Origin of the sequence: Sphingobacterium sp. 2149 (genome assembly GCF_031455655.1) — a bacterium.
Taxonomy (GTDB): domain Bacteria; phylum Bacteroidota; class Bacteroidia; order Sphingobacteriales; family Sphingobacteriaceae; genus Sphingobacterium.
In genome coordinates, this window is sequence record NZ_JAVDTD010000005.1 from 111,920 (window position 1) to 136,400 (window position 24,481).

Genomic DNA, 24,481 nt, shown 5'->3' on the forward strand with positions numbered 1-24,481 from the left:
ATAGGTTGCATTAATTGGTTTTCTCTTGCGGTTGGTTAGTTCCTAAACTATAAATCAGCGGAACGTTGTTTCCTTTTTTTGATACGCGGATATAACCCTGCATCTCTTGATGTAGCGCACTACAAAAATCAGTACAGTAGAAAGGAAACACACCTACTCTATCCGGAATCCATTTCAACGTCTGTGTCTCTCCTGGCATAATGAGCAATTCACCATTCTTTGCACCTTTGACAGCAAAACCATGTGGCATATCCCAGTCCTGTTCAATGTTGGTCACATGGAAATAGACTTCATCGCCAAGCTGTACGCCCTCAATATTATCCGGCGTGAAGTGTGAACGGATGGATGTCAGGTATACATGTATCTGATTACCTTTACGCTCGACGCGTGCATCTTTATCTCCTTTGGCGACATATGGGCTGGTGTTTTCTTCAATTTTAAAGATTTTCACACTTTTATCTTTTACCTTCTCAGCCTTAATAGCTTGCGCATAATGCGGTTCCCCAATCGTCGGAAAGTCTAACAACAACTGCATTTTGTCTCCCGAGATATCAAACAATTGGGCGCTCTGCGCCAACTCAGGTCCAGTAGGAAGAAAGCGGTCTTTCGTGATTTTATTATACGCAATAACATATTTGCCGTCTGGATTTTTGGTATCTCCTCCCGGTATCATCAAATGACCTGTTGAGTAAAATGTTGGTGTTCGGTCTAGCACCTTTAAATCTTTAATATTCCATTTGACCAATTCGGAGGACACAAAGAATGAGGTAATTGCATTTCCTTTACCATCGAATTCCGTATGTAGTGGGCCTAAACCAGGTTTTTGTACTTCACCATACAGTGCAGATTCGTATTTTATAATTGGGATCCCACCGAATTTACCTTCAAATTGCTTTTCCTGGATTGCTTTCTGCATTTTAGCAAATGAAAATACAGGTATGACAGCAGCCAATTTACCCGATCCTACGATGTATTCTCCGGTAGGATCAACATCGACACCATGCGGAGATTTAGGACAAGGAATATAGTAGCATAGCCCCTCCAGTTCCTCCGCCTTCAATACGACAGTTTCTGTGTTGAATGTTGTCTTCGCAGTATGGGACTTCTCGTCGTAAGTGTTATGGGCATACTTCAAACCAGTTACCTTTCTCCCCCTTCCGGCTTTCAAATATTCTTCGGCTTTTTTCCAGTTGACGGCTAATATAAAGTCCTTATCATTTTTGGAGGCATTAACTTCCAGCAATGTATTTGCCTGTTCAGTATTGTAGGTGGAGAAGAAAAACCAGCCATTAGAAGTCCCTTTACCGGCTCGGCTCAGGTCATAGTTTACACCGGGTGTCTCAATCTGAAAAGCTAATTCCATGTTGCCATTATCCTTGCTTACGCTGACAAAACTCAATGTTCCGCGAAAGTTCTTTTTGAAGGTATTGATAGGTACATCGCCAGACTCGCCGTCAAGCGGTACCGAAAATCGGGTTCCTGCGACAACATATTCGGTGTTTTCAGTTATATAAGGTGAGGAGTGGTTTCCACCGCTATTCGGGAGCTCGAGGACTTCTGCCGTACGAAAAGTTGTCAGATCGATCCGGGCAATACGGGGGGTATTGTTAGCATTGACAAATACCCAACGACCGTCGTAGTTTCCATCTGTTTTGGAAAGCTGCACATGGTGTAAATCATCCCAGGGTACATTGCCATGGGACGTTTCGAGCATCGGTTTAGTCTCTTCACTAAAGCCCCAGCCCTTTTCAGGGTCTAGTGAAAAAACGGGGATTACACGCAATAATCTGCCGGATGGAAGTCCGTAAACGGAGAGCTGTCCACTAAATCCCCCAGATACAAAATTGTAAAATTCATCGTATTTCCCTGGGGCAACATACACCTTCTCCGCGGCATCGCCACTCACGGCGGATCCCGCTCCTTTGGGTTTACAGGCATGGAAAGTCGACAACATTGCGCTCGCCATTAAGCTCGTCAATATGTATTTTGTTAAAGTCATTCTATTCTTATTTTAAGGTTAATACCTATGCAGCTTTGTTGATTCTTATTCAGCTCTATTATTTTACGCCATCATTTTGTCGCATAAACTCCAATACCTTTCGGGCTTCCTCATCCGTTAGATTCTGGTTGGGCATTCGGACCATACATAATTCAAGTTGTGCCTGTAATTCAGGATCCTTATCGATCATCGGATCAGGGTTCGTGATAAAATTCATGATCCACTGTGGCTTTCTCCGTTGTGTCACGCCTTTCCACCCGGGTCCTACCAGCTTTTCGTCGGTAAGCTTATGACAGGAAGCACATTTTAAATCAACAATCATTTTTCCGGCTGCGGCCATTGGCGCATCCAAATGTTCACCGATTTCAACCTGGTCAAATTTTCCCTCACCTCGGTGTGGATCATATCCACTGGCGTCATTTGCCGTAGCTCCAGTTTCGTTCGCACTGTTGGCAACTGTTTTTTTCTCGCCATTGTTTGATGAACAGGAGTAGATAAATAATCCCATCAAACAGCATACAATTAGCTTTCTCATCTTATTTTGGTTTTGTGTTCAAACTTGATTGTGTTTTACGTAATCCAAAGGTATAGGGGAAGGTTGTAGCTATTTTATGAGGCAAATCATAAAGTGCTTTAGCTTCAAAAAAACCACCGATCAAAAGACATAAAACACTATATATAAACACATTAAATAGAAATTGATTTTAATCACTCATTCCTGTGACCAACATCAACATCTATTTTTCGATGATGCTATATCTTTATTCCGTATAGTTAATTTTAACTAATGTCGAACGATGATTCCAAGCGTAATACTTCTCGAAAAGGGAGCGAGCACCATACATGCCGATGTTGGTGAAATACTTTTTCACGAGGACAGCATGGCGTTATTTTATTATCAGGTATTAAATGGACGAGTTCGTCTTTCTAATTTCTTGTCCGACGGTCGAGAAGTCCTCCATAACGTGATCTGCGCCAACGAGGGATTTGGTGAAGTGGCCATATTAGACAACGGACTGAATACAGTAACAGCAATTGCAGACAGTTCATGTACTTTGTTGAAGATCAGTTCGAAAAAATTCTTCGAAATCATGCATGAATACGGTCATCTACATCATGTAATTTCACAAAAGATCGCCCGTGAGCTGCACTTTAAACTATTCATGATCAAATTAATTTACAATCGCTCACCTGAAGAAATCCTGTCCAATCTGATTCACAAATTAAATGAAAGCAAAAGACTCGTTTGTCAGGAATGCAACCGACTTATGCTTACACGCCAACAATTGGCTAATATGACTGGACTACGAGTAGAAACAATCATCCGGACAATGAAGCAAATGGAAAAGGATGATAAATTAAACATTGTCCGCGGAAAAGTCTTTGTTCCCGCCGATGGCATAGATTGAACGCTGAAACAACCATACCGCGTTCTGAAAAAATCAACATATGAATAAAATAATGAACTATTTAAGTATTAAGAAATGGATCGTCATTACCCTATTCAATTTGCTTATCGTCGGTATTTTGGGATTGATTATGCGTTTAAAATTTTTATTTCCCATTCCCTGGATCGACCAGAAAAACATCATGCACGCACATTCGCATTTTGCATTTTCAGGCTGGGTATCCCAAGCGCTGATGATCTTTCTCGTGATGGCCGTTCTGGAAATAAAAGTCAATCAAATTTTATGTAGAAAATATCAGCATATCCTATTGGCCAATTGCACAGTTTCTGCAGGTATGCTTATTTCCTTTTTATGTACTGGTTATAGTATATATTCAATTATATGGTCATTCTTATCAATCCTTGTCTCTTATTGGTTTTGCGCTCAATTATTCAGGGATCTTAAATCATCTATGCTTCCTCCAGCTCTTTCGATTTTAATAAAGGCGGCTCTATTTTTCAATATATTTAGTTCATTTGGAACCTATTTTCTCGCCTATCTCAAAGCGACCCACCAAATGGATCCATTAAAACAACTTGCATCGGTCTATTTCTATCTTCATTTTCAGTACAATGGCTGGTTTTTCTTCGCTTGTGTCGCCCTACTTGCTGGCTGGCTGTATAAACATGGTGGTAAAATACCCATGAGCCCGCGTTTCTCGCTCACCTATGCCATGACTGTTATACCTACCTATTTCCTATCCGTGCTATGGTGGAAGAATCTACCTCTTTGGTTGTATATCATTATCGTTATGACAGTCGGATTGCAATTTGTTCTTTGGGTAACCTTAGCAAAAAGAGTCGTCAGACTGATCCGAAACAATGCTTCACTTCGCTTAAACCAAGACACAGCAAAGATTTGGTTATGTGTCCTAGCGGCTATTTTCCTCAAGCTGTTATTACAGGGTCTGTCCGTCATACCTGCGCTGAGTCAACAAGCTTATGGCTTTCGGCCAATTGTAATTGCTTATCTGCACCTCGTTCTTTTGGTGATCATTACCCTCTTTTTAATTGGTTATGCTTTTCAGATTTGTCTGCTAAAAATCGAACAAGGCGTTCACTACGGTATTTACGGTCTACTTATTGGAATATTTTTGAATGAATTTGTATTAATGTTACAGGGGATAGGTGGATTTCTGCATTATCCTATCGCTGGAACACATCATGTGCTAGCATTCGCAGCTGTTGTTATTGTTGTAAGCCTCTACAGGATAATGCGAACCCAATTGCGCAAATAATGCAAATGGCATAAACTTCATGGGCCGGTAAATGCTCCAAATTAACGAGTTTAGTATTCATGAAGTTCTTCAATTTCAACATCAATTTAATAACCGTATAATTTTCTGATGATTAGAGGATGCCTGTACGCAATGCAAAGGTTAGTTTATCCCATTTTTTTTAAGGACTTAACAACTTCGCTACGGCTTTGACTGTAGGTATGGTAAGCCTGATTTTTGCTGATAATCGCATTAACTTCCTGAGCAAAATAAATATCGACTGAGTCGCTGCGAATAATAGATCGTCTCTCGCGAATACTGATCGTTCACCTCACGCAATTTTCTTGTTCTTACTTTTATTAGGAGAGAATTAAAATATGCTCAAAGGGCATACATTATTTAACAAAAAAAACTTAAAAACAATGAAAAAATTATTGATGAGTGTGATAGCCGTTGCTACGCTATCAACTGCAGCTTTCGCCAGCACAGATGCAAAAGCACCCAAAGAAAATGTCAACGTAAAAACAACTGCTTACAGGGCAGCCAAAACCAATGCAGATGCTAAAACCACCGCCAAAACAAAAGAAGACAATTCAAGGTTGATTAGATGTGTCTACGTATTAAACGTATACAATAGTAGTGGCGAAGTGGTAGCTACGCATACTTCAGAAACGTATGTAGAAAACTCATGTTCAGGATTCTTCGGAAATTGCAAAACGATGTATAGGCATATGCTAGCCAATGGCGAACTATAGTCTGAGAATTATTTCGTTCGGATTATAAGATTTTATCTAACCTTAGAATCCGTAATGGGATGTCAACTGGGGTGTGCCCCGGCAATGTAAATAAAAAACCACATCAGAAAGGGGCATCCCATCAGGACAGCCCCTTTTAAATTAAAAGCATACAATAATTTTGCATACTAACCTTCATGCAAACTATTACAGTATCTGTACTCCCAATAGCTTTAACCATCCAGTACTGGTCATATCACCGTTCACCGCAAGCCGTATCCCAGGCTGATTATCATTTGTGGTATCTACGATAGCGACAGCCCAGGTATAGTTGCCCGTTGGAAGATCAACAATAGCTTTCAATTCGTAGGTCATCGGGTTATTTTTAAGCCAGGTCGAAGGTTCTCCTTGATCATCTACAAAAACTTTTTTCACCCTGTTTTCTTCATCCAGAAGTGCAAAAGCTACTTTATATTTATAATTCCACTGGGGAATATTATTAGGGAAATATCCCCAGCCCATATTCCGCCAGCGGTGGTTAATTGTCATTTCTGCCCCCGAATTGACTTTCTCCGGTAAGTAAACACGATCAGGATATAAACGATAGCCACCTTCAGAAATAAAACGCTGGCATAAGGTAAAAGATTTGGTAAACCAGCTTTCAATTTCACCGATCCGGAAATCCATCATGTTTACCGCAGCTTCCAAGGAGCTGTCAAATTCGCCCTGCCGAACATCTTCGGGATGGTCTTGCCTAAATTTACCGCTGGGATCAGTCCAATAACGGTGGGTACCTGTGGTTATCCAACCGCCCTCCATAATAACGGGACGTTTAAAATTCCACACCTTAGCAAAATTCTTCTCCCAGCTTTGGTAATAGTCGGTCATTCCAAAGGCATCTTGACGCAGACTGTAGCCTTTATTGATCATTTTATTCAATAACTTCTCCGAATTGGGGTTTGCAGCTCCACTACCCGACGGGTCACCAACCAGACGATGATAATTAATCAGTAAGGGTACCTTTGTAAAATTCTTGGAATACACATCAGAAATCCAGTCAACAACTTCTTCTTTAATGACTTCAATATTTTGACCAGATGGCTTATTAGGATCTTCATAAACTACACTATGCCCTTCCCCCCACACACCGAGTCCATAGGCATCGACAAAAGAGGTTTTATTTAAATCGTTAAAATCCTTCGCTAGTTCTTCAATCACCTTGCTATAATATTTCCTAAAAATAGGATCTTGCAGTACTGGTGTTTTTCTATCGGGAAAAGAAGGATTAGCCAAATAATACTTAGCGCCTGCATCGAAAACAAACTGCGGCGTATTTGCACCTTGGTCGCGACCGTCTACAACGATACGAAACGCGATGGGTAATCCTTTATCTTGTGCTCCTTTGATCATTTTGTAGATTGCTGTGCTAGGATCTCTCCAGGCATACACGCCATCTGCAGGATTAAAGGTTCGCCAGCTGGTACGGATATAACAGGCAGATGCATAATCAATCGCTTTGACCGTTTTACCCAAATCAGGCACATAAAATTGAGTATCCCAATAAGAAGGGTTTCCCGAAGCCGAAGCGTACATCACCCAACCGTTTAAGGGATTACGAAACATAGAGCTCCTGTTGTAACTGGGTTTCACCAAGGTTCCGGATATATCCTTTTCGATATCAGGATCATTTTTCTTGCATGAAAATGCTAGAAAGCAAAGCATAGCAATACATGCTTTGAGATAGGCTTTTTTATAGGTTATATTTTTCACTTTTAGAAATGTTGAGGTTAACTTGTATTTTTTACCCGATCTCTTATCGTCTTAGTGCCACAATAGTCATATTTCTTAAATCTAGGATCAACACATTTGTGGTGGCGGGAATGGTGAAATATGAATCGCGATTACCCTTTACCGTCCCCCCTCCCATTTCGGTTACTTTTCCCAAAGTGAGAGACAAAGTTTGCGCGACGCCGTCGGACGTAGGCGGAGCACTAAATGCGTAGGCCAGATTTTTGTTGTTGTTGTTATCTCCGGTCACAATAAACTTAGTAGTACCAACTTTACCACCAGTATAGACCAAAATTTGCGGATCGGCCAAACTTACCTGACAATTCATTTTAACAGGCGTTCCCCAACCATTAATACTCCCATGCATCCATAAATCCGTCACGGTGGTCGTATAAGGTTGATCTCCTGTCCATATCACCGTTTTTGCGGAAAGTGCTTTCGCCGGCGAATAGATCGTAGCGGTAGCTTTCTGCATATTGACCACGACACGGTACTCACCAGCAGTTTCTATTTTCCAGGAGAATACTGTTTCTCTCATCTTTATCCCGACCGCATTACCATCGTTTATTGCTGCGCTCCCATCGGCAGTAACCACATAATTAGTCTCTCCATTAAATTCGACAGGAATTTCAAGTTCGCCCGGCTGCAAATTCAATACATAAGCATATTGATCTAGGTTTTCCAATGTTTTTGGCAGCTCCACCTTAGTTCCGCCAACGGCGCTGCCGCTCAAGAACACTTTATCGGCATCAAAAACAACCGTCTTGATTGGATTTACTGTAATTCTTGCCGTCCTCACCTCAGGTGCTTCAAAAGTACCGCCGCCCTCCCATTGAGCAACTACCCTAAACTCCAGCGTAAAGCTCTTGTTTGCTGGTATACCCCACTTTTCATTGGCCCAATTTTGCAATTGTTCGGAAGTAAAGCTTCTGCTAAATACATTGTCGTCTTCATAGTTAAATATGGCCGTACCCGTACCGAAATTGTTCCCCACCACATCCAACATAGTGCTGTAGCTGACCAAATGATCATCTGACTGTACTCTGGCGGGTTTCCAATTGAATGTGACAATATCTTTGTTCATATTGACCTCGTCCAGCATAATAATCTCAGCAGAAGGCTGAAGTTCCATTGTCTCATTGACTCTGGGTATATCCTGTATTTCCTGTTTGCAGGATAATTGGCAAAGCACCATGCATAAGAGAAATAAGGTTTTGTATAAATAATTGATAATTTTCATTGATTTATATTTTTGCTAACATTCGGATAGAATCATGCGCTTGACTCGCGCAAATACTTTTTTCATCAGATGGAAAGCTACCGAAAATACGATTAGGATTCGGACAGCCTCCCATAAACATTAATTATAACCCGGGTTCTGAGGGAATGGCGCTCCTGTATTAGCATCCCTAATCACCTGCGGAATTGGCCACAGGATATTGTTATCCGTTATTTTATCCTTTATCGCATTATTATATTTTTTAACACGCTCCACTAGGCTATTGGTACGCACCAAAGTAAACCGTCTGCTTTCTTCCCCGACTAATTCACGAATACGCTCATCGAGTAGGAAATCCATATTCATCTCAGCGCCCGTAATTTCAGATGCTCCCGCCCTTTTCCGGACCTCATTAACAGCTTGGGCAGCTTTATCAGGCATATTTTGCCCCAAATAGGATTCGGCAAGCAACAGATAGGTTTCAGCCAAACGAAATTTCATACGGTCTTTATAACTACCCGATAGACTTAGATTTTCTGGCCGTCCATAAAAGAATTTTGTAATTGCCGGAAATAAGCTTTTTGTCGTAAACCAAGTTTGCTCAGTAATATTGGCCTTTTTGCCATAAAGTGAGGTCTCGTTTGCGTTGTTATAATACCAGTTGCGTTTTATATTATGGCCTGAATTGCGGATATCATTTGCTTCAAAAATACCGGCCACGTTGCCTGTCGCATTAGTACCCGTGGTACCAACCCACCATTTCATCGGAACCAGTTGTGCGATACCACGACCGCCCAAGGTATCTGCTAAAACAAATCCTGTAATGGTCGAGTAATTTGGTATCCAAGCCCTACGGGTCCAGTCATCTGAGTTGGTTCCGCCACCGATTGTATTAAATTGAAATTGCAATACCCAGATACTTTCTTTATTACCACTTTTTCTATTTTGATTATTTTCCAAAAATAAATCGCTGAATACATCACCCGGTTTACCGCTATTCACCCCATATCTACTTTTCATAAGGTTATAATAACCACTATTGATAACGGCCAACGCTGCCTTTTCCGCTTCGGCATGATTGCCCTGTAACAGATATATTTCGCTTAACAAATGGCTTGCGGCCCATTTGGTCAGCTTACCTTCTTTAACACCGTCCGGATTCGTGGGCAGATTATCCACCGCAAACTTTAGGTCGTCTACCATGTGCCCGATCACTTCGGCTTTGGGTGTACGGGTAAAATTAAGCTGAAAGTCATACAGAATGGTTTCTACATAGGGTACATCACCATAAAGGTAAACCAAGGTACGATAAGCATAAGCCCGAAAGAAGCGAGCTTCGGCTTGGAAACGTGCTTTATCTTCCGGCGTATCCCAATTGGTATTTTTTTCGGAATAAACCAGCATCAAGTTTGCAGAAGAAATAAGATTATATGCCCAATTCCAGTAAGTGCCCACAAACCGCTCTGACGCGGTAAGTGTGAGGTTAGCAAAAGCCATCAAAGAACCATCACTATTAATTGCGTCGGCGATATCTGTTGATACTTGTAAGGCTTCGTATGGACAGGCGCCATTGTGAATAAACGCCCCACCTTCACCATAGGTATTGTATTCTGAACGCGTGAGTGCGTATAAACCAGCACTTCCCACTTCGAAACCGTAGGTACTGGTATACGTATTGGATGGTGCCAGTTCAGTTTTGAGCTCTTCTTCCAGAAACTTCGTACAGCCTCCTAAGGTGAACACTATGATAAGCCCTAAACTTGTTGTGATAATATTTTTTATTTTCATGTCCTATTCGATTAGAAATTTATATTTAAGCCAAACATATAAGAGCGTGCCGTTGGATAAGAGGCCATCCAGCTATTGTCATAATTGAGCACCTCTCTGATATTAGAAATCGTATTCAGATTGTTGATGCTGGCGTTTATATCAATACCATTTACACCCACCTTTTTAGCAATTTTTTGCGGTAATTTATAGCCGAAGGTGATATTTTTCACCTGCACATAGCTCACCTTTTTATAGTACCCGTGCCCCAATGGATTGAGATAGCCCGGTGAAACAATCGTTGCATTAGAATTCTCCGGTGTCCAATAATTTGCATCGTGTACATAGTTAGTAATTCCGAAAGTCCAGGCCCCAAGATTGGCCATGTGATCGTCGCGCCAAACACCAAAAACACCAGTAATTAAAGCAGATGCATAAAAATTTTTGTACGAGAATCGGTTGGCCAAAGAAGCTGTGTAACGTGGATTTTTAGATCCGATAACCACTCTGTCACTGGTCTCTATCTTGCCGTTACCATCGCGATCATACAGCTTGGCGGCCCCAGGAGCTGCCCCGTCAACAGTAATGGTTTCTCCATTTTGCCATACACCGATCATTTTATAATCGTAGAATACTCGCAAGGGTTGACCAATAAACCAATTATTAGCAATATCATCTATGCCATCCCCCCTTAACTCGACGATTTTGTCACGATTTAGAGAAAATACAGCAGTCGTATTCCATTGGAAATTTTCGCCTTTAACATTCGCCGAATTTAAAGTGACCTCAATCCCTTTATTTTGAGTTGCACCAATATTGTCCCAAATTCGATTGTACCCATTCATAATAGGTACGGTACGGGTCATCAACAGATCTTTCGTTTTAGAAAGATAGGCATCAATAGTTCCGCCAAACCTGTTGTTAAACAGTTGAAAGTCCAGCCCAAGATTTGTCGAATAGGTCGTTTCCCATTTCAGATTAGGGTTCCCCACACCATCACCAGCCAAATATGCTGTAGTCACCGCAGTGCCATCATCGCCCCAGATATATTTTACATTGGAATATAGGCGGTCTAAGGTGCGATAGGGTGTAATCGCCTGGTTACCGTTGGCCCCGTAAGAAAGACGGATCTTCAGCATGTCCAGCCATCTGACGTTATCTTTCAGAAAACGCTCTTCTCCAATTTGCCATGCTGCCGCCGCCACAGGGAAGAATGCGTATTTATTGTTGATACCAAATACCGAGGCTCCGTCTGTACGTCCGGTCAAGGTTAATAGATATTTACCTTTGTAGGCATAATTTATCCTGCCCATATACGACAGCATAGCTGATTCTGACAACGAAGCACTGTTGGAAACAAGACGGCTGGCCGAACCGATCATAAAGTATTCGGTGTCATCGGTTACAAAACCAGCTCCGCTTTGTCCCGTCGACCAGCTTTTTGTTTTTTGCATACTGAATAAACCGGTTACATCAAAACGATGATCGCCGATCTGCCGCTCATATTTAAGCAAGTTCTCCCAGGTATAATCGTTATAATTAGAATTGTTAATGGAAGCGCTTCCTCCGGCTTGTGTACCCTGATCCCTGCCTTCAAAGGTGTTGCGCCCGTAATAAGTTCCTGTAAATCCATTCCGATAATTATAGCCAAAATTTGATCGTAAGGAAAGACCTTCTATAGGCAACAAAATATTGGCATATCCCGAAAGAAAGAAATTGTTATTATATCTATCCTGAATCGCATTGACGTTACGCATCGGATTGACGATCAATGAGTACTCCATAGGTTCAGGAACATACTTACCAGATTCGTCCTTATAACTACCATAAGGACTTTGCTTAATGGCATGCTCCAAATTTGGTGTAATGCCACCGTCACTTTTTCGGGTATATTGCAACCCTATACCAGTTGTTAGCCATTTATTAAAAGTCTGATCCACATTTGTGGTTATATTTAAACGTGACAACTTGGAATTATACACTACACCTTCTTGATCTAAAGCTGCAAGGGCAGCCATATATTTTGTGTTTTCAGTACCCCCGGAAATGCTCAATTGATGATCCATGGTCAAAGCTTTCCGAAAGACGTAATCTTGCCAATTATTGGTAATGCCTTTCGCATAATTGCCGCGCTCTGTTACGCTAATAATATCCCCGGCGATAGGATCTAATAGCGCTCCAGTATAGCCTTGCCTAATTCGGGCAATATCTTGTTGGAAGTGGATATATTCATTTGGTCCCATGACATTGATACGCTGCATAGGCTCGGCCATGCCGATCAAACCTTTATAGTTTACTTGCGCTCTACCTAGCGCTCCCCTTTTGGTTTGTATTAAAATAACACCATTTGCTGCTCGAGAACCGTAAATAGCCGATGCGGAAGCATCTTTTAGGATAGAAAGGTTTTCAACGTTATTGGGATCAATATCTGCCAAGGATCCGCTGTAGGGAATACCATCCAAGATAATGAGTGGACTATTATTGGCCGATATTGAATTTTCGCCCCTTATCAACAAGCTTTGCGATGCCCCTGGCGCAGCTTCACCGGTGGTAATGGAGAAACCGGCCACCTGTCCCACCAAGCGATCCATCAGATTGGAGGTCGATACCATACCTAGCTGCTCTTTTCCGACGACAGCCAAGCCTCCTGTTAGATCTTTTTTCTTGGCTGTACCATAACCGACCACAACGACCTGATCCAAAACATTCGTTCCAGACATTTTCACATGGATGACTCCTGATGGATTGACTTTTATTTCCTGGCTATTGAAACCAATATAGGTAAATAGTAGCGTAGCCGTGGGAGCCGCTTGGATAGTAAAATTTCCATTTGAATCGGTCTGTACACCATTTCTCGCTCCCTTAATCATGACCGAAACACCTTTAAGTGCTTCTCCCGCATCGTTAGTCACCTGACCCTTGACTTGCATTTGATCTGCTGCTTGCGAATAAGCGTAATTGGATGCCACCGCCAATAGGGTAGCACTCATTATCCAGCTCCTGAGCCAGATATGTATCTTTTGTATCATTGATTTATAATGGTTAGTTTAAAATTACTTGTGTTCTTTACTGTCCCTTTCTCGTAGAGAACATATATTTGAAATAATTATGCTTCAATAGGCTTGGACTAATTTAACTTCCGCAACGCTTCGATTTCCGACCTATTGACGAAATACAATATTCCAAAAAGTAATGTCATTGGTTTTTGTAAAGTTGGGATTACCCTGCGCGAGCCTGATCACGTGGTCGGGAATAATTTTCATACACATATTTTCCTTTTTAAAATTGGTTAAGACAAAACTATACTGATCACCAATTCATAGGGTTCGTTTTTGTACGAAAATGGTTTGATTTTGTACAAAAGGCAAAAACAGGTGTTTTTGCCTTAAACAAATAAGATTGCGAGCAATTGCATTACTAATTTTTTATTGCCATTACATGATCTAGAACTACCGTATCACTTCGTTGCACATCAATAGCTTCACCCTGCCCTTTATACAGGATGTCTCTGAAACTGGCCTGGGAAATACCGCTGGCTTTTATAGGTTGATGACTGATGACATTCCGCACAAACAAACCTTTCACATGCTCGGCATACTCAACGACTAGGCCTTGCTTTGCCAAGGGACTGATGACCATATTGTCAATAAAAACATTGCTTATCCGGAGTTTACCTACAGGCATAATCCGAATAGAACGGTGTGAAATTGAATAAAAGTCCTGCCAATTCTGGAGATAAATAGTCGAAATATTGTCGATTTCACCCCTGTATATCGAACCACTGACCACATTGACATTTTCTTCTCCAGCTCCCACTCCAGTATCTGTCAAACCGATGTTAATAAAATCGTCTCCACTTCTTCCTCTACAATTTGCAATAAGAATATTTTTACAGCCAAAACGTATGCCCATCCCATCTTGGTTTAAGATCTGTTGGTCAGTTCCATCCACATTCACGGCTTGCCTTACGTTAAAAGTAATATCGCTTACCTTACCATTTGTACAGCGCTCTAGTACCAATCCATGCCCATGATAATCTTTCAATGTAATGCCACTAACCTCAAAAACATCGGTATAAGCCAATATAATGGCGTGATTACGCCAACCACCCTTTTGATTCATTCCGGGTTTGCCAGCATCAGTGCCGTAAGATTGGTCAAATCTGCTGGGATTTAGCGATAGTGTTTTATTATGATCGCCGGTAGCTCTTGGATGATCAGCTCCTTCTAGAAGGACATTACCTTTTCCAATGATCTTGATGTTTTTTAATGGAGATATAGTATTGATTCCCAGTCCTGCATTCGCAGAACGAATAAAATTATCCCGACATTTATCAGAAAGCTTAATGGTACAGTTATTCAATTCAAGTTCAAAATCACCAGGAAGTAAAATGGCCTGATCAATGAGCCAAATACTTTTTTTAGCTATGGCGTCATACTTCGGTATGACTACTTTTCCGGTACTATTTTTTGCCGCATTTATAGCCCTCTGTATTCGCTCAGACTGCGTTCCAGTTTTATAATTATTAGGGCTGATATAGATTTCATCTACCGCTTGGTTGAGAGCTGCTGTCAACTGCAACACATTACATAAGCAAATAAAATAGCTCAAGAGAAGAACTCTTCTAAAAATTATTATTTTCATCATCGTTAGAATTGGTTGTTTTTTATTTATTCCCGCTGGAAACTTTCTTCTTAAAGTCTGAAGGGCTCAGTTCAAACTGTTTTTTAAAACAGACACTAAAGTATTTGGCATTGTTAAACCCGGTCTGATAAGCAACTTCCGCAATGGTCAAATCTGATTTCTCCAACAGATAAGCGCTTCTTTTCAAGCGCATATTCAGAATAAACTCTTTGATCGACATTCCCACAATATCGTTTATCTTTTGATATAGAATGGTTCTGCCCACGTTCATGTCAGCCACAAAGTCCTCTACGGAATAACTGGCGTTAGCAATGTTTTCTTCAATGACCTGAATGGCCTTAACTAATAGCTCCTCGTCCATCGACGTGACGGTAACATTGGACGGATCCACTTGAAAATGTTTGCTGTATTTTTCTTTTAATTCCTGCTGGTTTCTTAAAATGGTTTCTGTTTGTTGCAACAGATAGTCAATATGAAAAGGTTTATCAATAAATACATTTGCACCAAATTCCAATGCTTTTATTTTATTCTGATTGTCATCTCCGGTACCCGAAATCATAATAATGGGAATATGGCTAGTCTTGAAGTTTTGCCTCAGGCTACGACACACATCCAGACCGCTCCGATTAGGCATGATTAGATCGGTAATAATGAGCTGCGGATAGATTTTTTCAGCTTTTATTAACCCCTCTTCTCCGTCACTTGCCGCATATACATTATATTTTTCAGCCAGACGTTGTTCCAAATAACCCCGGAGTTGTTGGTCATCTTCAATGAGCAGGATATTATCTGTTTTTTTTATGGAGATAGCCCCGGTTTCGGGCGTTGCAATATCCTGTGTGATAATATCGTCAATTTCAGAAACGGTGTAATCGTATACGTTAGGTTGCATGTCGCCTGCCCTGGCCTGTTTTCTTAAAGGTAGGGAAATGGTAAATGAAATTTTATCGGTCTTATTGACCATCCATATTTTACCCTCAAGCACCTCTACCAGTTCTTTCACTATGGCAAGTCCAAGTCCTGAACTTTCTTCAAAAGTTGGCCGATGAGAAGATAGGCGATTGAAAGAAGTGTAAAGCGTCGCTATCTGTTCTTCCGAAAAACAATCGCCGGTATTTATAACTTCAATGGAAATGTATTCGATTTCTGTCGGATCTAAGGAAGAAAACCGTTCTTTTTCTTCGGGCGTGGCGTTATAGATACGTACGCCCACATAACCATTATCGGGTGTATATTTTAGGGCATTTGAGAACAGATTAGTCAATATTTTTTCGATAACATCATAATCAAAGGCAACATATAAATTGTCCTTGTACGCGGAAATATGGGTTTCCACGCCTTTTTTATTGGCGTAGAGCTCAAATAGGCTAAATATATCCCTTACAAAATTGATAAAATCACCAACCTGCGGATTGAGCGTAATTTTTTGGCTCTCAATTTCCCGAAAACGCAGCAATTGGCTAATCATGCGTTGTATTCTGGTGACATTCCGCTCTATTAAATCCATGTAAACCAAAGCAGTATCATTGGCCACAATAGTCTCTTTGAGTTGCTTAAGCGGCTGTAATACCAAGGTTAGTGGTGTTTTTAGATCGTGCGAAATATTGGTAAAAAAGTCGATACGTGCCTGATTCAGCTCTTGCATATTGTGTTCTCTTAAACGCTCAAGTGCCAACCGCTCCTTAAAAACTCTTTTATCACTATAATATCGCATAATAAAAAACAGCAATGCAAATGCAAAAGCTGCATAGAAACAATAGGCCCACCAGGACAAGAAAAATGGGGGATCGACGTGGATGTATAATCGTGATATTTGATCCCCCCATAGCCCATCATTGTTGGAAGACTTGATTTCGAAGGTATAATCTCCGCCCGGGAGGTTGAGAAACTGTACAGATTTCTGGTTGGGATGACTAATTTGCCAATCTTCGCCAAGCCCTAACATCCGATAAGCAAACTGATTCTTTTCGGCAAATAGATAGCTATTCGCCGAAAACTTAATTTCGACATTAGACTGATTACTAGAAAGCCTTATCTTATCTCCCTTTTGGTTGGACAGGCTTCCAATGTCTTTGGACAAAATCGACGATCCGTCATCAGGTTTCACCAAGGTATTGTTCACCAGAAATCCTGTAAAGAAAACTTTTGGTTTTTGCGGATTTTTATTGAGGTACGTAGGATCAAAAAGTAAAAAGCCATTAGTGCCGCCAAACAGCATTTCGCCTTTGGAAGTTTTGTAAGCAGCATGTATGTAAAATGAGCCGATATTATCTTCCTGGTAGAATCTCGCTTTTTCAAATTTCCTGGATTTCAAATCGAAGAAAAAAAGACCATCACTGGTACTTAACCACACATTTTTCGTAAAAGCATCTTCTAAAATACCGAATACCATTTTTGCCGGAAAACCATTACTTGCACTATAATTGATATACGTTCCGTCTCTTTTGAGCACGTTTACACCTTTCCCTAAGGTCCCTAGCCATACATCGCCATTCGAAGCCACGGCATAACTGCACAGATTATTTGCAGAATAGGAAGCATCCTTGACCATATAGTGCTTTAAAACGGTTAGCGTATGAGTATTTACGACAAAAAATCCCTGATGGCTAATTAAACAGAGCTGATTTTGATTATTCACATATAATGCTTCTACTTCCAGATTCAACTTATTGCCTTTGGAATCCTTGATTCTAACCATTTCTATCGGACCTTGCCGGTTCTTACAATATAAAAATGATTTGTCGGGATCTGTCATCCACCAGTTACCTTCCTGATCGTTTGCAAAATCATACACCGTCAGCAGTTGCTGGCTTTCCGGAGAGCGGAAATCGAAACTATTGAAACGCTGATTGTTTACATCATAACTGCCAATTCCACCATTATAGGCAGAAATTAACAGGCTCTTGCTTGCTTCGTCAAACTTAAGCCGCTTAATCATATTGGGACTTGGCCCCCTATCCTGCGACTTTTCGGGATTGATAAACTGATCTTTTTTCCTATTCCAGTAATTTAGGCTCCCCCCCTCTGTACCGATCCATATATTTCCCAGATGATCTTCCTGAAAACTACTGACAATGGGATGATTCAGACCGCCAGGGCTCGGTTTAAAGTAACGTACTCTCGAATCGTAAAGTGAGCAATAGGCGATTTTACCGCCGTAGGTACCTATCCAAACACCCTGATCCGGATCTGGATAGATTGTCCAAATGGAGTTATTGGGCAATGAATAAATATCGTTCAGGTTCATCCGCAAGGTGCTGCTACCTTCATTGGCGGGATCATAAAGGAATAATCCACCCTGGGTAGCCACCCAGATCACCCCAGTTTGGTCCAAGTACATTTTTTTCGTTAAAACGAATGAATTTCCAGCAACGGCTACCGGAATTTTCTGCTTTAAATTACCTGTCAAATCTGTGACATGTATTCCTCCCCGCGGTGTTAAAAAGTAATATAGCCCACGGTATTCAACTACATCGTTTACCTGATTTGCTGTATTGCTAAAATCCGCAAACTGAACAAGGCGCTTTTTAGACATTTCTACGGTATGTAAGATTGCATCTTGCGTTAAAAATACCTGGTCTTTGACACTCAATATATTTTGAAAAGACTTGTTTTTGGGCAACAAAAAACTTTCTATGCGTTCATTTTGTGGATTATAGCGGAGTAAACTATTTTCCGAGAGCATGTAAACTTGACCATCATGATGTACACAAACTGAACGAATTACTCCGGGGACAACGATATGAAATGAAAACCGTTCGTAATTAAATTTTAACAAACCCTGCCCCGACGCTAAAAATAGATTTCCTTTTCTATCGCAAATTAAAGAACCATAGCCCCATTTCTGCTTTGGCTTCATCGCCGAAACGATATCGTTTAACTGATAAAAGCTATTGCCATCATACATGAAAAGTGCATCGGGTCCGGTATACCACATACGCCCTAAACTGTCTTTGGCAATGCTTTGTATACCGCCATAATACGAAGTTTCGGGCATGAGGTGAAACCGGTATCTCGAAAGATCAATACCGAGAACACATTGTCCCCAGAAAATAAAAAAACAAATTATTAGACTGTATTTATTCATTTACAGATGTTTCTAAAGCTGCTTACAGTTTAATCAGAGATTTACCGATACGAGTTGCAATCAAAATGCTCAGCGATATTATTTACGAACAGTATTCCGTTAAACTACGATTCTCATTTTATTATACAAAGAGTCACGTCCAAATTATGGCTTAAGTTCTTTTTCAGCAAGTGAAATCCAAATCAATCAAAAAACGCCAATCTACTTAAAAACAGGAGTAGGAGACAAATTTATCTTCGTTTGTTGCTTGTTTTTTAGTTCGAATATCACCAGTTCATTGTGGTCGGGTAATAAATAATCTGACGGGATTAACAATGACTGTTGTTTTTCTTCTTCCCAATAAGACCCTAAATATTTTTGATTTATCCAAACTTCTCCCATCCCCCACCCTGTCATATTAAGATACTTGCTTTGTGACGGATTAATTTCGAACTGACCTTGGTAAAAACCGGGGCCACTAGGGGGTGCACTTCGTTCAAAAATCAGATTTTTAAGTGGATAATTACGTGCTTCCAAGGGGATCATTTTCCAGTTATGCAGTTCGTTTCCAGCTAAAGTAACCGCACCAAACACCCCCTTTGAATTGTCTGTAATTTCTGGCCCATAGGTGATTCGCCCGATATTCTCCACATAAAATTGAAGTATATGTGTGCCCGAACCCGTTTTAATCACCAGTTTTCTATCTTGATCCGTCAGAGTTCCCTGTAACATGCCGTCCACATAGACCACCGCATAATCGCGTACATTTTCTAATGCTAGTTCTTCACTTTCGGCATCCGTAGTAATCTCGGTCTGATAAAGCACATAGCCAAATTCGACGTTCAAATCGTTAAAAGATAACGGACTTTCAGCCTCGACGGTTTTTTTATAGATCTGTGATACTCCGGCTTTCCATTCTACCATCACTTCCTGTGCCTTTAGGGATTGCCCTAACAAAAACGCTGTTAGCGTCCAGATAAATGCTCTTATCATCGTTTAACTCTTCTTTATTTTATTAAAAATGATTGAATAAAAGTCTCATCCACGGCAACTTGTGGCGAGAATTTCGCACTTTTAACATAGTTATCCATACTGTACAACAATTGTTGGGTGGCCGGGCGATTATCCATATCGGTCTTTGTATCTAATGCCATTACCAGAAGTTTTCCGCCGTTCAGTTGGGCTTCGAAACCTATACCTAATTTTTGGTTGTTATCATAGCTGTCAATGACCTGTATAAACGGACGAAGTTGTTGTGGGGCATCTTGCATTTCAATTACTTTTGCATGATTAAGGATATCCCACCATTGCCAATCAGTATGGTATGAAGTAAGGAAATCTTTAAACATGCCCTGTTGATGATGGACCAGGTTGCCGATCGTCATTGGTGCCCAAGCAAACATAATAGGGTTCCAAAAATGATTATGAAATAGTGATTTTCGACCTTTTATTTTGTCTGGCGAAGCATAGAGAACCACCGTTTTTCCCTGAGCCAGCTGGCTTTTTGCAACATCATCATAGACATCGGTGTACAAAACCTTATCTGTAGACTGCATCAGATTTTGATGTTTGGGATATACCCAAATGTCCCAGCTATTTTTAATAGAATCATTAACTGCAAGATGAACAGTAACCTTTTGGCTGCGGATATTTTTTAGGGGAACCTCAAATTCACCCACCGGCGATACATTTTCGTTGGCAATGGTTTGCTTTTTAAGCGTACCCTTTTGCAATACACTGCCTGCGGTATCCGTCAACCACCATTTAATTGTGGCATTTTCGAGTACGGAATTGCTAAAGTTATACACTTCCGCTTTACCTTTAAATGTTTCTGTATTGAAGAAACTGCTTTTTTCGTACCGCAGTAATGCGACAGTGGGCGCGCAAAACTCGCGGAATTTATCGGCAGTAACCAGTCCCTTTGAGTCCCAGAAGGGATCAAAAATACCGACTGGAGCGTAGCCTTGCCCTGGAAAATCGTTCATCGACAAGAGCTGGAAACCAGCGGATTTACCCGAGCGCAATAAGGCTTCGATAACGGCTTTGTATTCCAGTACCGTCAGAGCACCAGATGCCCTAAAGAAATCTTTTGCCTGATCCAACATGCCATTCTTTTGTAATAGGTCTCGAAAAACCTCAAAATTTCGGGCCTCCACCGGACTGTTTGCATATTTCTTTATCTCATCAAAATTTGGGTAGATACAACGTTGTCCCGACTCGTGCGAGATAACAGGCACATCTACATCAGATTCCATGTTCTTATCCCAGTCGGTGCCGGGTAGCCCCTCATAAACCTTCACCGCACCTTTGTTGGTTTGTTGCGATACGTAATATTGATCTGACTTAACCCGTGTTCGCGCCGTAGAACCACTATACAGATGGCGCGGATCAGCTTTTCTACCTTCCGCAGTCAATTCCTCAATAAAGTCGAAATTGCCTGTAATTTCATTGCCATTGCAGTAAAGAACAAAAGACGGGTGATTGCCATATTCTTTTAAAATAGCTTTAATTTCCCGGCGGAAAAAGTTATATCTTCCTTCGTCCGGTTCGGCATCTTTGCCCCACATAGGCATTTCCACCTCAAAATATATTCCGTGTTTGTCTGCCATGCGAAAGGCAGCAGCCGGAGGGCACCAAGAATGGAAACGTAAATGGTTCATGCCGTAGTTCTTCATCAGCATCATAATTCTTTCCCAAGAGCCATCATCAAGCGGAGCATGTCCGGTTTTTGGAAAAACCGCATTTTCGACATTACCCCGTAAATGTATCGCATGATTATTGAGCAGTATATGATTTTTTCCCTGCCTCACTTCGCGCATACCAAAGGTGGTCGATTTCTCATGCTTATAGCTATTGTTACCATCGGAAGTATTCAACTGGCAGCTAATCCGATAGAGATTTGGGTTAAACTCATCCCACAATTTAATGCGTTTTCCTAAGGGAATATTGGCCTCTACAAAATTTAATGAATCAGTACTTACGATGGCAACTTGATGCTTGAGACTATAGTTTGTTCCGGCGATAGCAAAGGATACCTGACCATTTATCTGCTTTTTAGTCGTATTATTTACCTTTAACTTTACTTTTATAGACTGATCGGCTATGTTTGGATATACCTGAAAATCGTCGACGTAGACCGGATCTACGGCCATCAATTTCATATCACCCAAGATGCCATTCCAGTTAATTTGCGTAAATTCTGTATGTGCATGATTCCATTTGTGCGTATTGTACTGAAATCGATTATCGATACAAATGGTAATGCGATGCGTCTTTCCCGGTTTTAAAAATGCACTCAGATCGTGGTTGTGCGGCACGCTGACATAATCGATGCTGCTAACTTCTTTGGTGTCTACAAAAATCGAACTCAACCAATGGGTACGTTCAAAATAGAGAAATATTTTTTTCCCTTTCCAGTCAGCAGGGATTTCGATATCACGTTGGTACCATGCCGGACCCATGTATTCATATTTTCGGGTCAGACGGTCAATATATTTATAGGGAGTTTGATACCCTATATGATAATCATCTGTAATACCCGGAAGTTTAATCGTCCCTTGTAATACGTGATTATACCGAGGCGACAGCGAACCCCTACGAAAATCCATCACATCAGTCTGGAAACCCCAAGTACCGGATAAATCCACGACATCTTGCGCTTCCAATAACGTTGTATGCACTAAAAGCCACAGTAAACATATTAGTTTACAGTATTTGAATCTACCTGTTTTGTATATGTTCATTTTGTGATTTACTCTTTTCTCTACTTTCATTCATTTCTATAAATTATTCTCATAATATTCCTTTATAAGATACCATGCTTTCTTTCGATAACCTTGATCCGATACTAACCCTTTTCTATTCCATCCCCCTTGGTTAGTCGGATGAAAACGGAAAGGCGAACGGAAATCAAATAACACCCAAGGTGAAATTCCGCGTAGGTTTGGAATGTGCTTAAACATTTTCAAGTTGTCTTTGTATAAAGTTGCTTGGTAATCTTCACTCCATGAACTAGCAACATCCTTTTCGCCCGTCTTTCCATAAAGGGCCTCCCCGCCGAATTCGGAGATAATCAAAGGCTGCCCTTTTGCCACGTCCCATACAGCTTTATCAGGGGAAACTGGCCAATGGTGGTACCAGCCTAAATATTTATTCACCGCTACCACATCCAGCTCTTTAATGAAAGGGTCGTCCATGACAAAGATTTCTTTTTCTTTATTAAAACGAACCAGGTCAAAAGCAGCCGTAATAAGTCGTGTTGTGTCCATGGATCGGCATGTTGCAATCAAGTGCCTGATGAAAGCATTTCTTTGTTCGGAAGGTTGGGTTTCGTTAGCTACCCCCCAAAAGGTAAGTGCGCAACGGTTTTTATCACGCGCAATCATTTCACGCATCATTTTAACCGCTTTTTTCTTGGTCGATTCATTTTCAAAATCGATTCCCTGCCAGATGGGAATTTCCTCCCATAACATGAAACCCATTTTTTCTGCCATTCGCACGATATATTCATTCTGTGGATAATGTGCCAAGCGAATCATGTTACAGCCCAAAGCCTTAGCTTCACAAAGCAACATCAATGCATCTGACTGCGAAAAAGCACGGCCTTCACGTTGAGGTATTTCCTCATGAAATGAAATCGACTTCAGAAAAATAGGTTGGCCATTCAGCAAGATATCTTCCCCCTTCACCCCAATATTGCGAAAGCCGATCTCCTCTTCTATTTTGTCTGTTTGGGTAGATATCTTGACATGATACAATTTTGGTACAGCCGGCGACCAACGTTTGATTTCTGTTGATGTAAAAGACGTTTCTACTTTTCCAAAAGCGTTCGTCTCAAGTGTTCGTTTTAGTTGTAATTCTGGTATTTCGATGGTCACGGAAGAATTGGCCAACTTTTCTGAAAGTTTTACCTGAGCATTGATTTTATCGCTTTTGTTTTTGTCCAATTGGATAAAATAATCGTCAATAAAAACTTTCGGTGTGCTGACTAGAAAAACATCACGGGTAATGCCGCCGTAGTTCCACCAATCAAACGCCATTGCTGGAATGGCATCTATCCGACGGGTATTATTGACCTCAACGACCAAAAAATTATCATTTTCTTTCACAGCATCTGTTATTTCAACCTGAAACGGAGTGAAGCCTCCTTCATGTTGTCCAATCTCTTTGCCATTGAGATAAATACGACAACGGTAACTTACAGCACCAAAATATAAAAACAGCCTATCTCCGCTTTCTTCCACTGCATCGAACTTACGGCCATACCAAATGGTACCTTCATAGTATTTAAGTTCGGGCATCTGGCTGTTCCAATCCGAAGGCACGTTTAAACGAATACCATTTTCGAAAGCATATTCGTAGAAGTCGGTCTTGTTTTCCGGTTTTTTATTGAGATAAATTTTGCTTTTCCTACCCTGGTCATATAAATCGACAATGGCATCCCACTTACCATTTAATGATTGTACACGCCTACCATACGCATTAGTCATATTTTGCTGAGCAACAAGATGAAATGCTAACAGATTAAAAAATAGAGACCATACTAAAGATAGATTGATCAGCTTTACCATAATAGATGTTATTTTTTTATACAATCTTCA

At 40.9% G+C, this 24,481-nt stretch carries 14 protein-coding genes; 3 read left to right on the top strand and 11 right to left on the bottom strand.

Annotation, left to right across the window (positions count from 1 at the left end; all coding sequences use genetic code 11):
- Positions 1–10 precede the first annotated feature (10 nt).
- Both nosZ and J2X77_RS08950 read right to left on the bottom strand, forming a co-directional pair.
- Positions 11–1,999 carry a Sec-dependent nitrous-oxide reductase gene (gene nosZ / locus J2X77_RS08945; protein WP_310080345.1) on the bottom strand — a complete coding sequence of 663 codons (1,989 nt, stop codon included), beginning with the start codon at positions 1,997–1,999 and terminating at the stop codon, positions 11–13.
- Positions 2,000–2,057: 58 nt separating this feature from the next.
- Positions 2,058–2,534 (bottom strand): c-type cytochrome, encoded by a 477-nt coding sequence (locus tag J2X77_RS08950; RefSeq protein ID WP_293955680.1) that lies wholly within the window; start codon positions 2,532–2,534, stop codon positions 2,058–2,060.
- A 262-nt stretch (positions 2,535–2,796) separates the two neighbouring features.
- On the opposite strand from J2X77_RS08950, the gene J2X77_RS08955 reads away from it, so the two are divergent.
- From J2X77_RS08955 to J2X77_RS08965, 3 genes are all read left to right on the top strand, one after another.
- Positions 2,797–3,408: a Crp/Fnr family transcriptional regulator gene (locus J2X77_RS08955; RefSeq protein ID WP_310080348.1), complete on the top strand. Its 612-nt coding sequence runs from the start codon at positions 2,797–2,799 to the stop codon at positions 3,406–3,408.
- Between the two features lie 40 nt (positions 3,409–3,448).
- The gene (locus tag J2X77_RS08960) at positions 3,449–4,684 is read left to right on the top strand and encodes a hypothetical protein (RefSeq protein WP_310080351.1); all 1,236 of its coding nucleotides are present in this window, start codon (positions 3,449–3,451) and stop codon (positions 4,682–4,684) included.
- 401 nt (positions 4,685–5,085) lie between these two features.
- A complete protein-coding gene (locus tag J2X77_RS08965) occupies positions 5,086–5,418 on the top strand; it encodes a hypothetical protein (RefSeq protein WP_310080353.1) in 333 nt (110 codons plus the stop codon).
- 186 nt (positions 5,419–5,604) lie between these two features.
- Here the strand turns inward: J2X77_RS08965 and J2X77_RS08970 are convergent, their stop codons facing one another.
- The 9 genes from J2X77_RS08970 to J2X77_RS09010 form a co-directional block, all read right to left on the bottom strand.
- Positions 5,605–7,167 (bottom strand): DUF4832 domain-containing protein, encoded by a 1,563-nt coding sequence (locus J2X77_RS08970; RefSeq protein WP_310080355.1) that lies wholly within the window; start codon positions 7,165–7,167, stop codon positions 5,605–5,607.
- A 43-nt stretch (positions 7,168–7,210) separates the two neighbouring features.
- Positions 7,211–8,425 (bottom strand): SusE domain-containing protein, encoded by a 1,215-nt coding sequence (locus J2X77_RS08975; RefSeq protein WP_310080357.1) that lies wholly within the window; start codon positions 8,423–8,425, stop codon positions 7,211–7,213.
- 120 nt (positions 8,426–8,545) lie between these two features.
- Complete coding sequence (locus tag J2X77_RS08980) at positions 8,546–10,192, bottom strand: RagB/SusD family nutrient uptake outer membrane protein (protein ID WP_307187353.1); 1,647 nt, start codon at positions 10,190–10,192, stop codon at positions 8,546–8,548.
- 11 nt (positions 10,193–10,203) lie between these two features.
- Positions 10,204–13,200 carry a TonB-dependent receptor gene (locus tag J2X77_RS08985; protein WP_307187354.1) on the bottom strand — a complete coding sequence of 999 codons (2,997 nt, stop codon included), beginning with the start codon at positions 13,198–13,200 and terminating at the stop codon, positions 10,204–10,206.
- A 388-nt stretch (positions 13,201–13,588) separates the two neighbouring features.
- On the bottom strand, positions 13,589–14,818 hold the full coding sequence (locus J2X77_RS08990) for a hypothetical protein (protein ID WP_307187355.1): 1,230 nt from the start codon (positions 14,816–14,818) through the stop codon (positions 13,589–13,591).
- Positions 14,819–14,837: 19 nt separating this feature from the next.
- The gene (locus tag J2X77_RS08995; RefSeq protein ID WP_310080359.1) at positions 14,838–18,902 is read right to left on the bottom strand and encodes a response regulator; all 4,065 of its coding nucleotides are present in this window, start codon (positions 18,900–18,902) and stop codon (positions 14,838–14,840) included.
- A 201-nt stretch (positions 18,903–19,103) separates the two neighbouring features.
- Complete coding sequence (locus J2X77_RS09000) at positions 19,104–19,874, bottom strand: hypothetical protein (RefSeq protein WP_310080362.1); 771 nt, start codon at positions 19,872–19,874, stop codon at positions 19,104–19,106.
- Between the two features lie 14 nt (positions 19,875–19,888).
- On the bottom strand, positions 19,889–22,561 hold the full coding sequence (locus J2X77_RS09005; RefSeq protein ID WP_310080364.1) for a sugar-binding domain-containing protein: 2,673 nt from the start codon (positions 22,559–22,561) through the stop codon (positions 19,889–19,891).
- 99 nt (positions 22,562–22,660) lie between these two features.
- Complete coding sequence (locus tag J2X77_RS09010) at positions 22,661–24,451, bottom strand: glycoside hydrolase family 2 TIM barrel-domain containing protein (RefSeq protein WP_310080366.1); 1,791 nt, start codon at positions 24,449–24,451, stop codon at positions 22,661–22,663.
- Between the last annotated feature and the right edge of the window lie 30 nt (positions 24,452–24,481).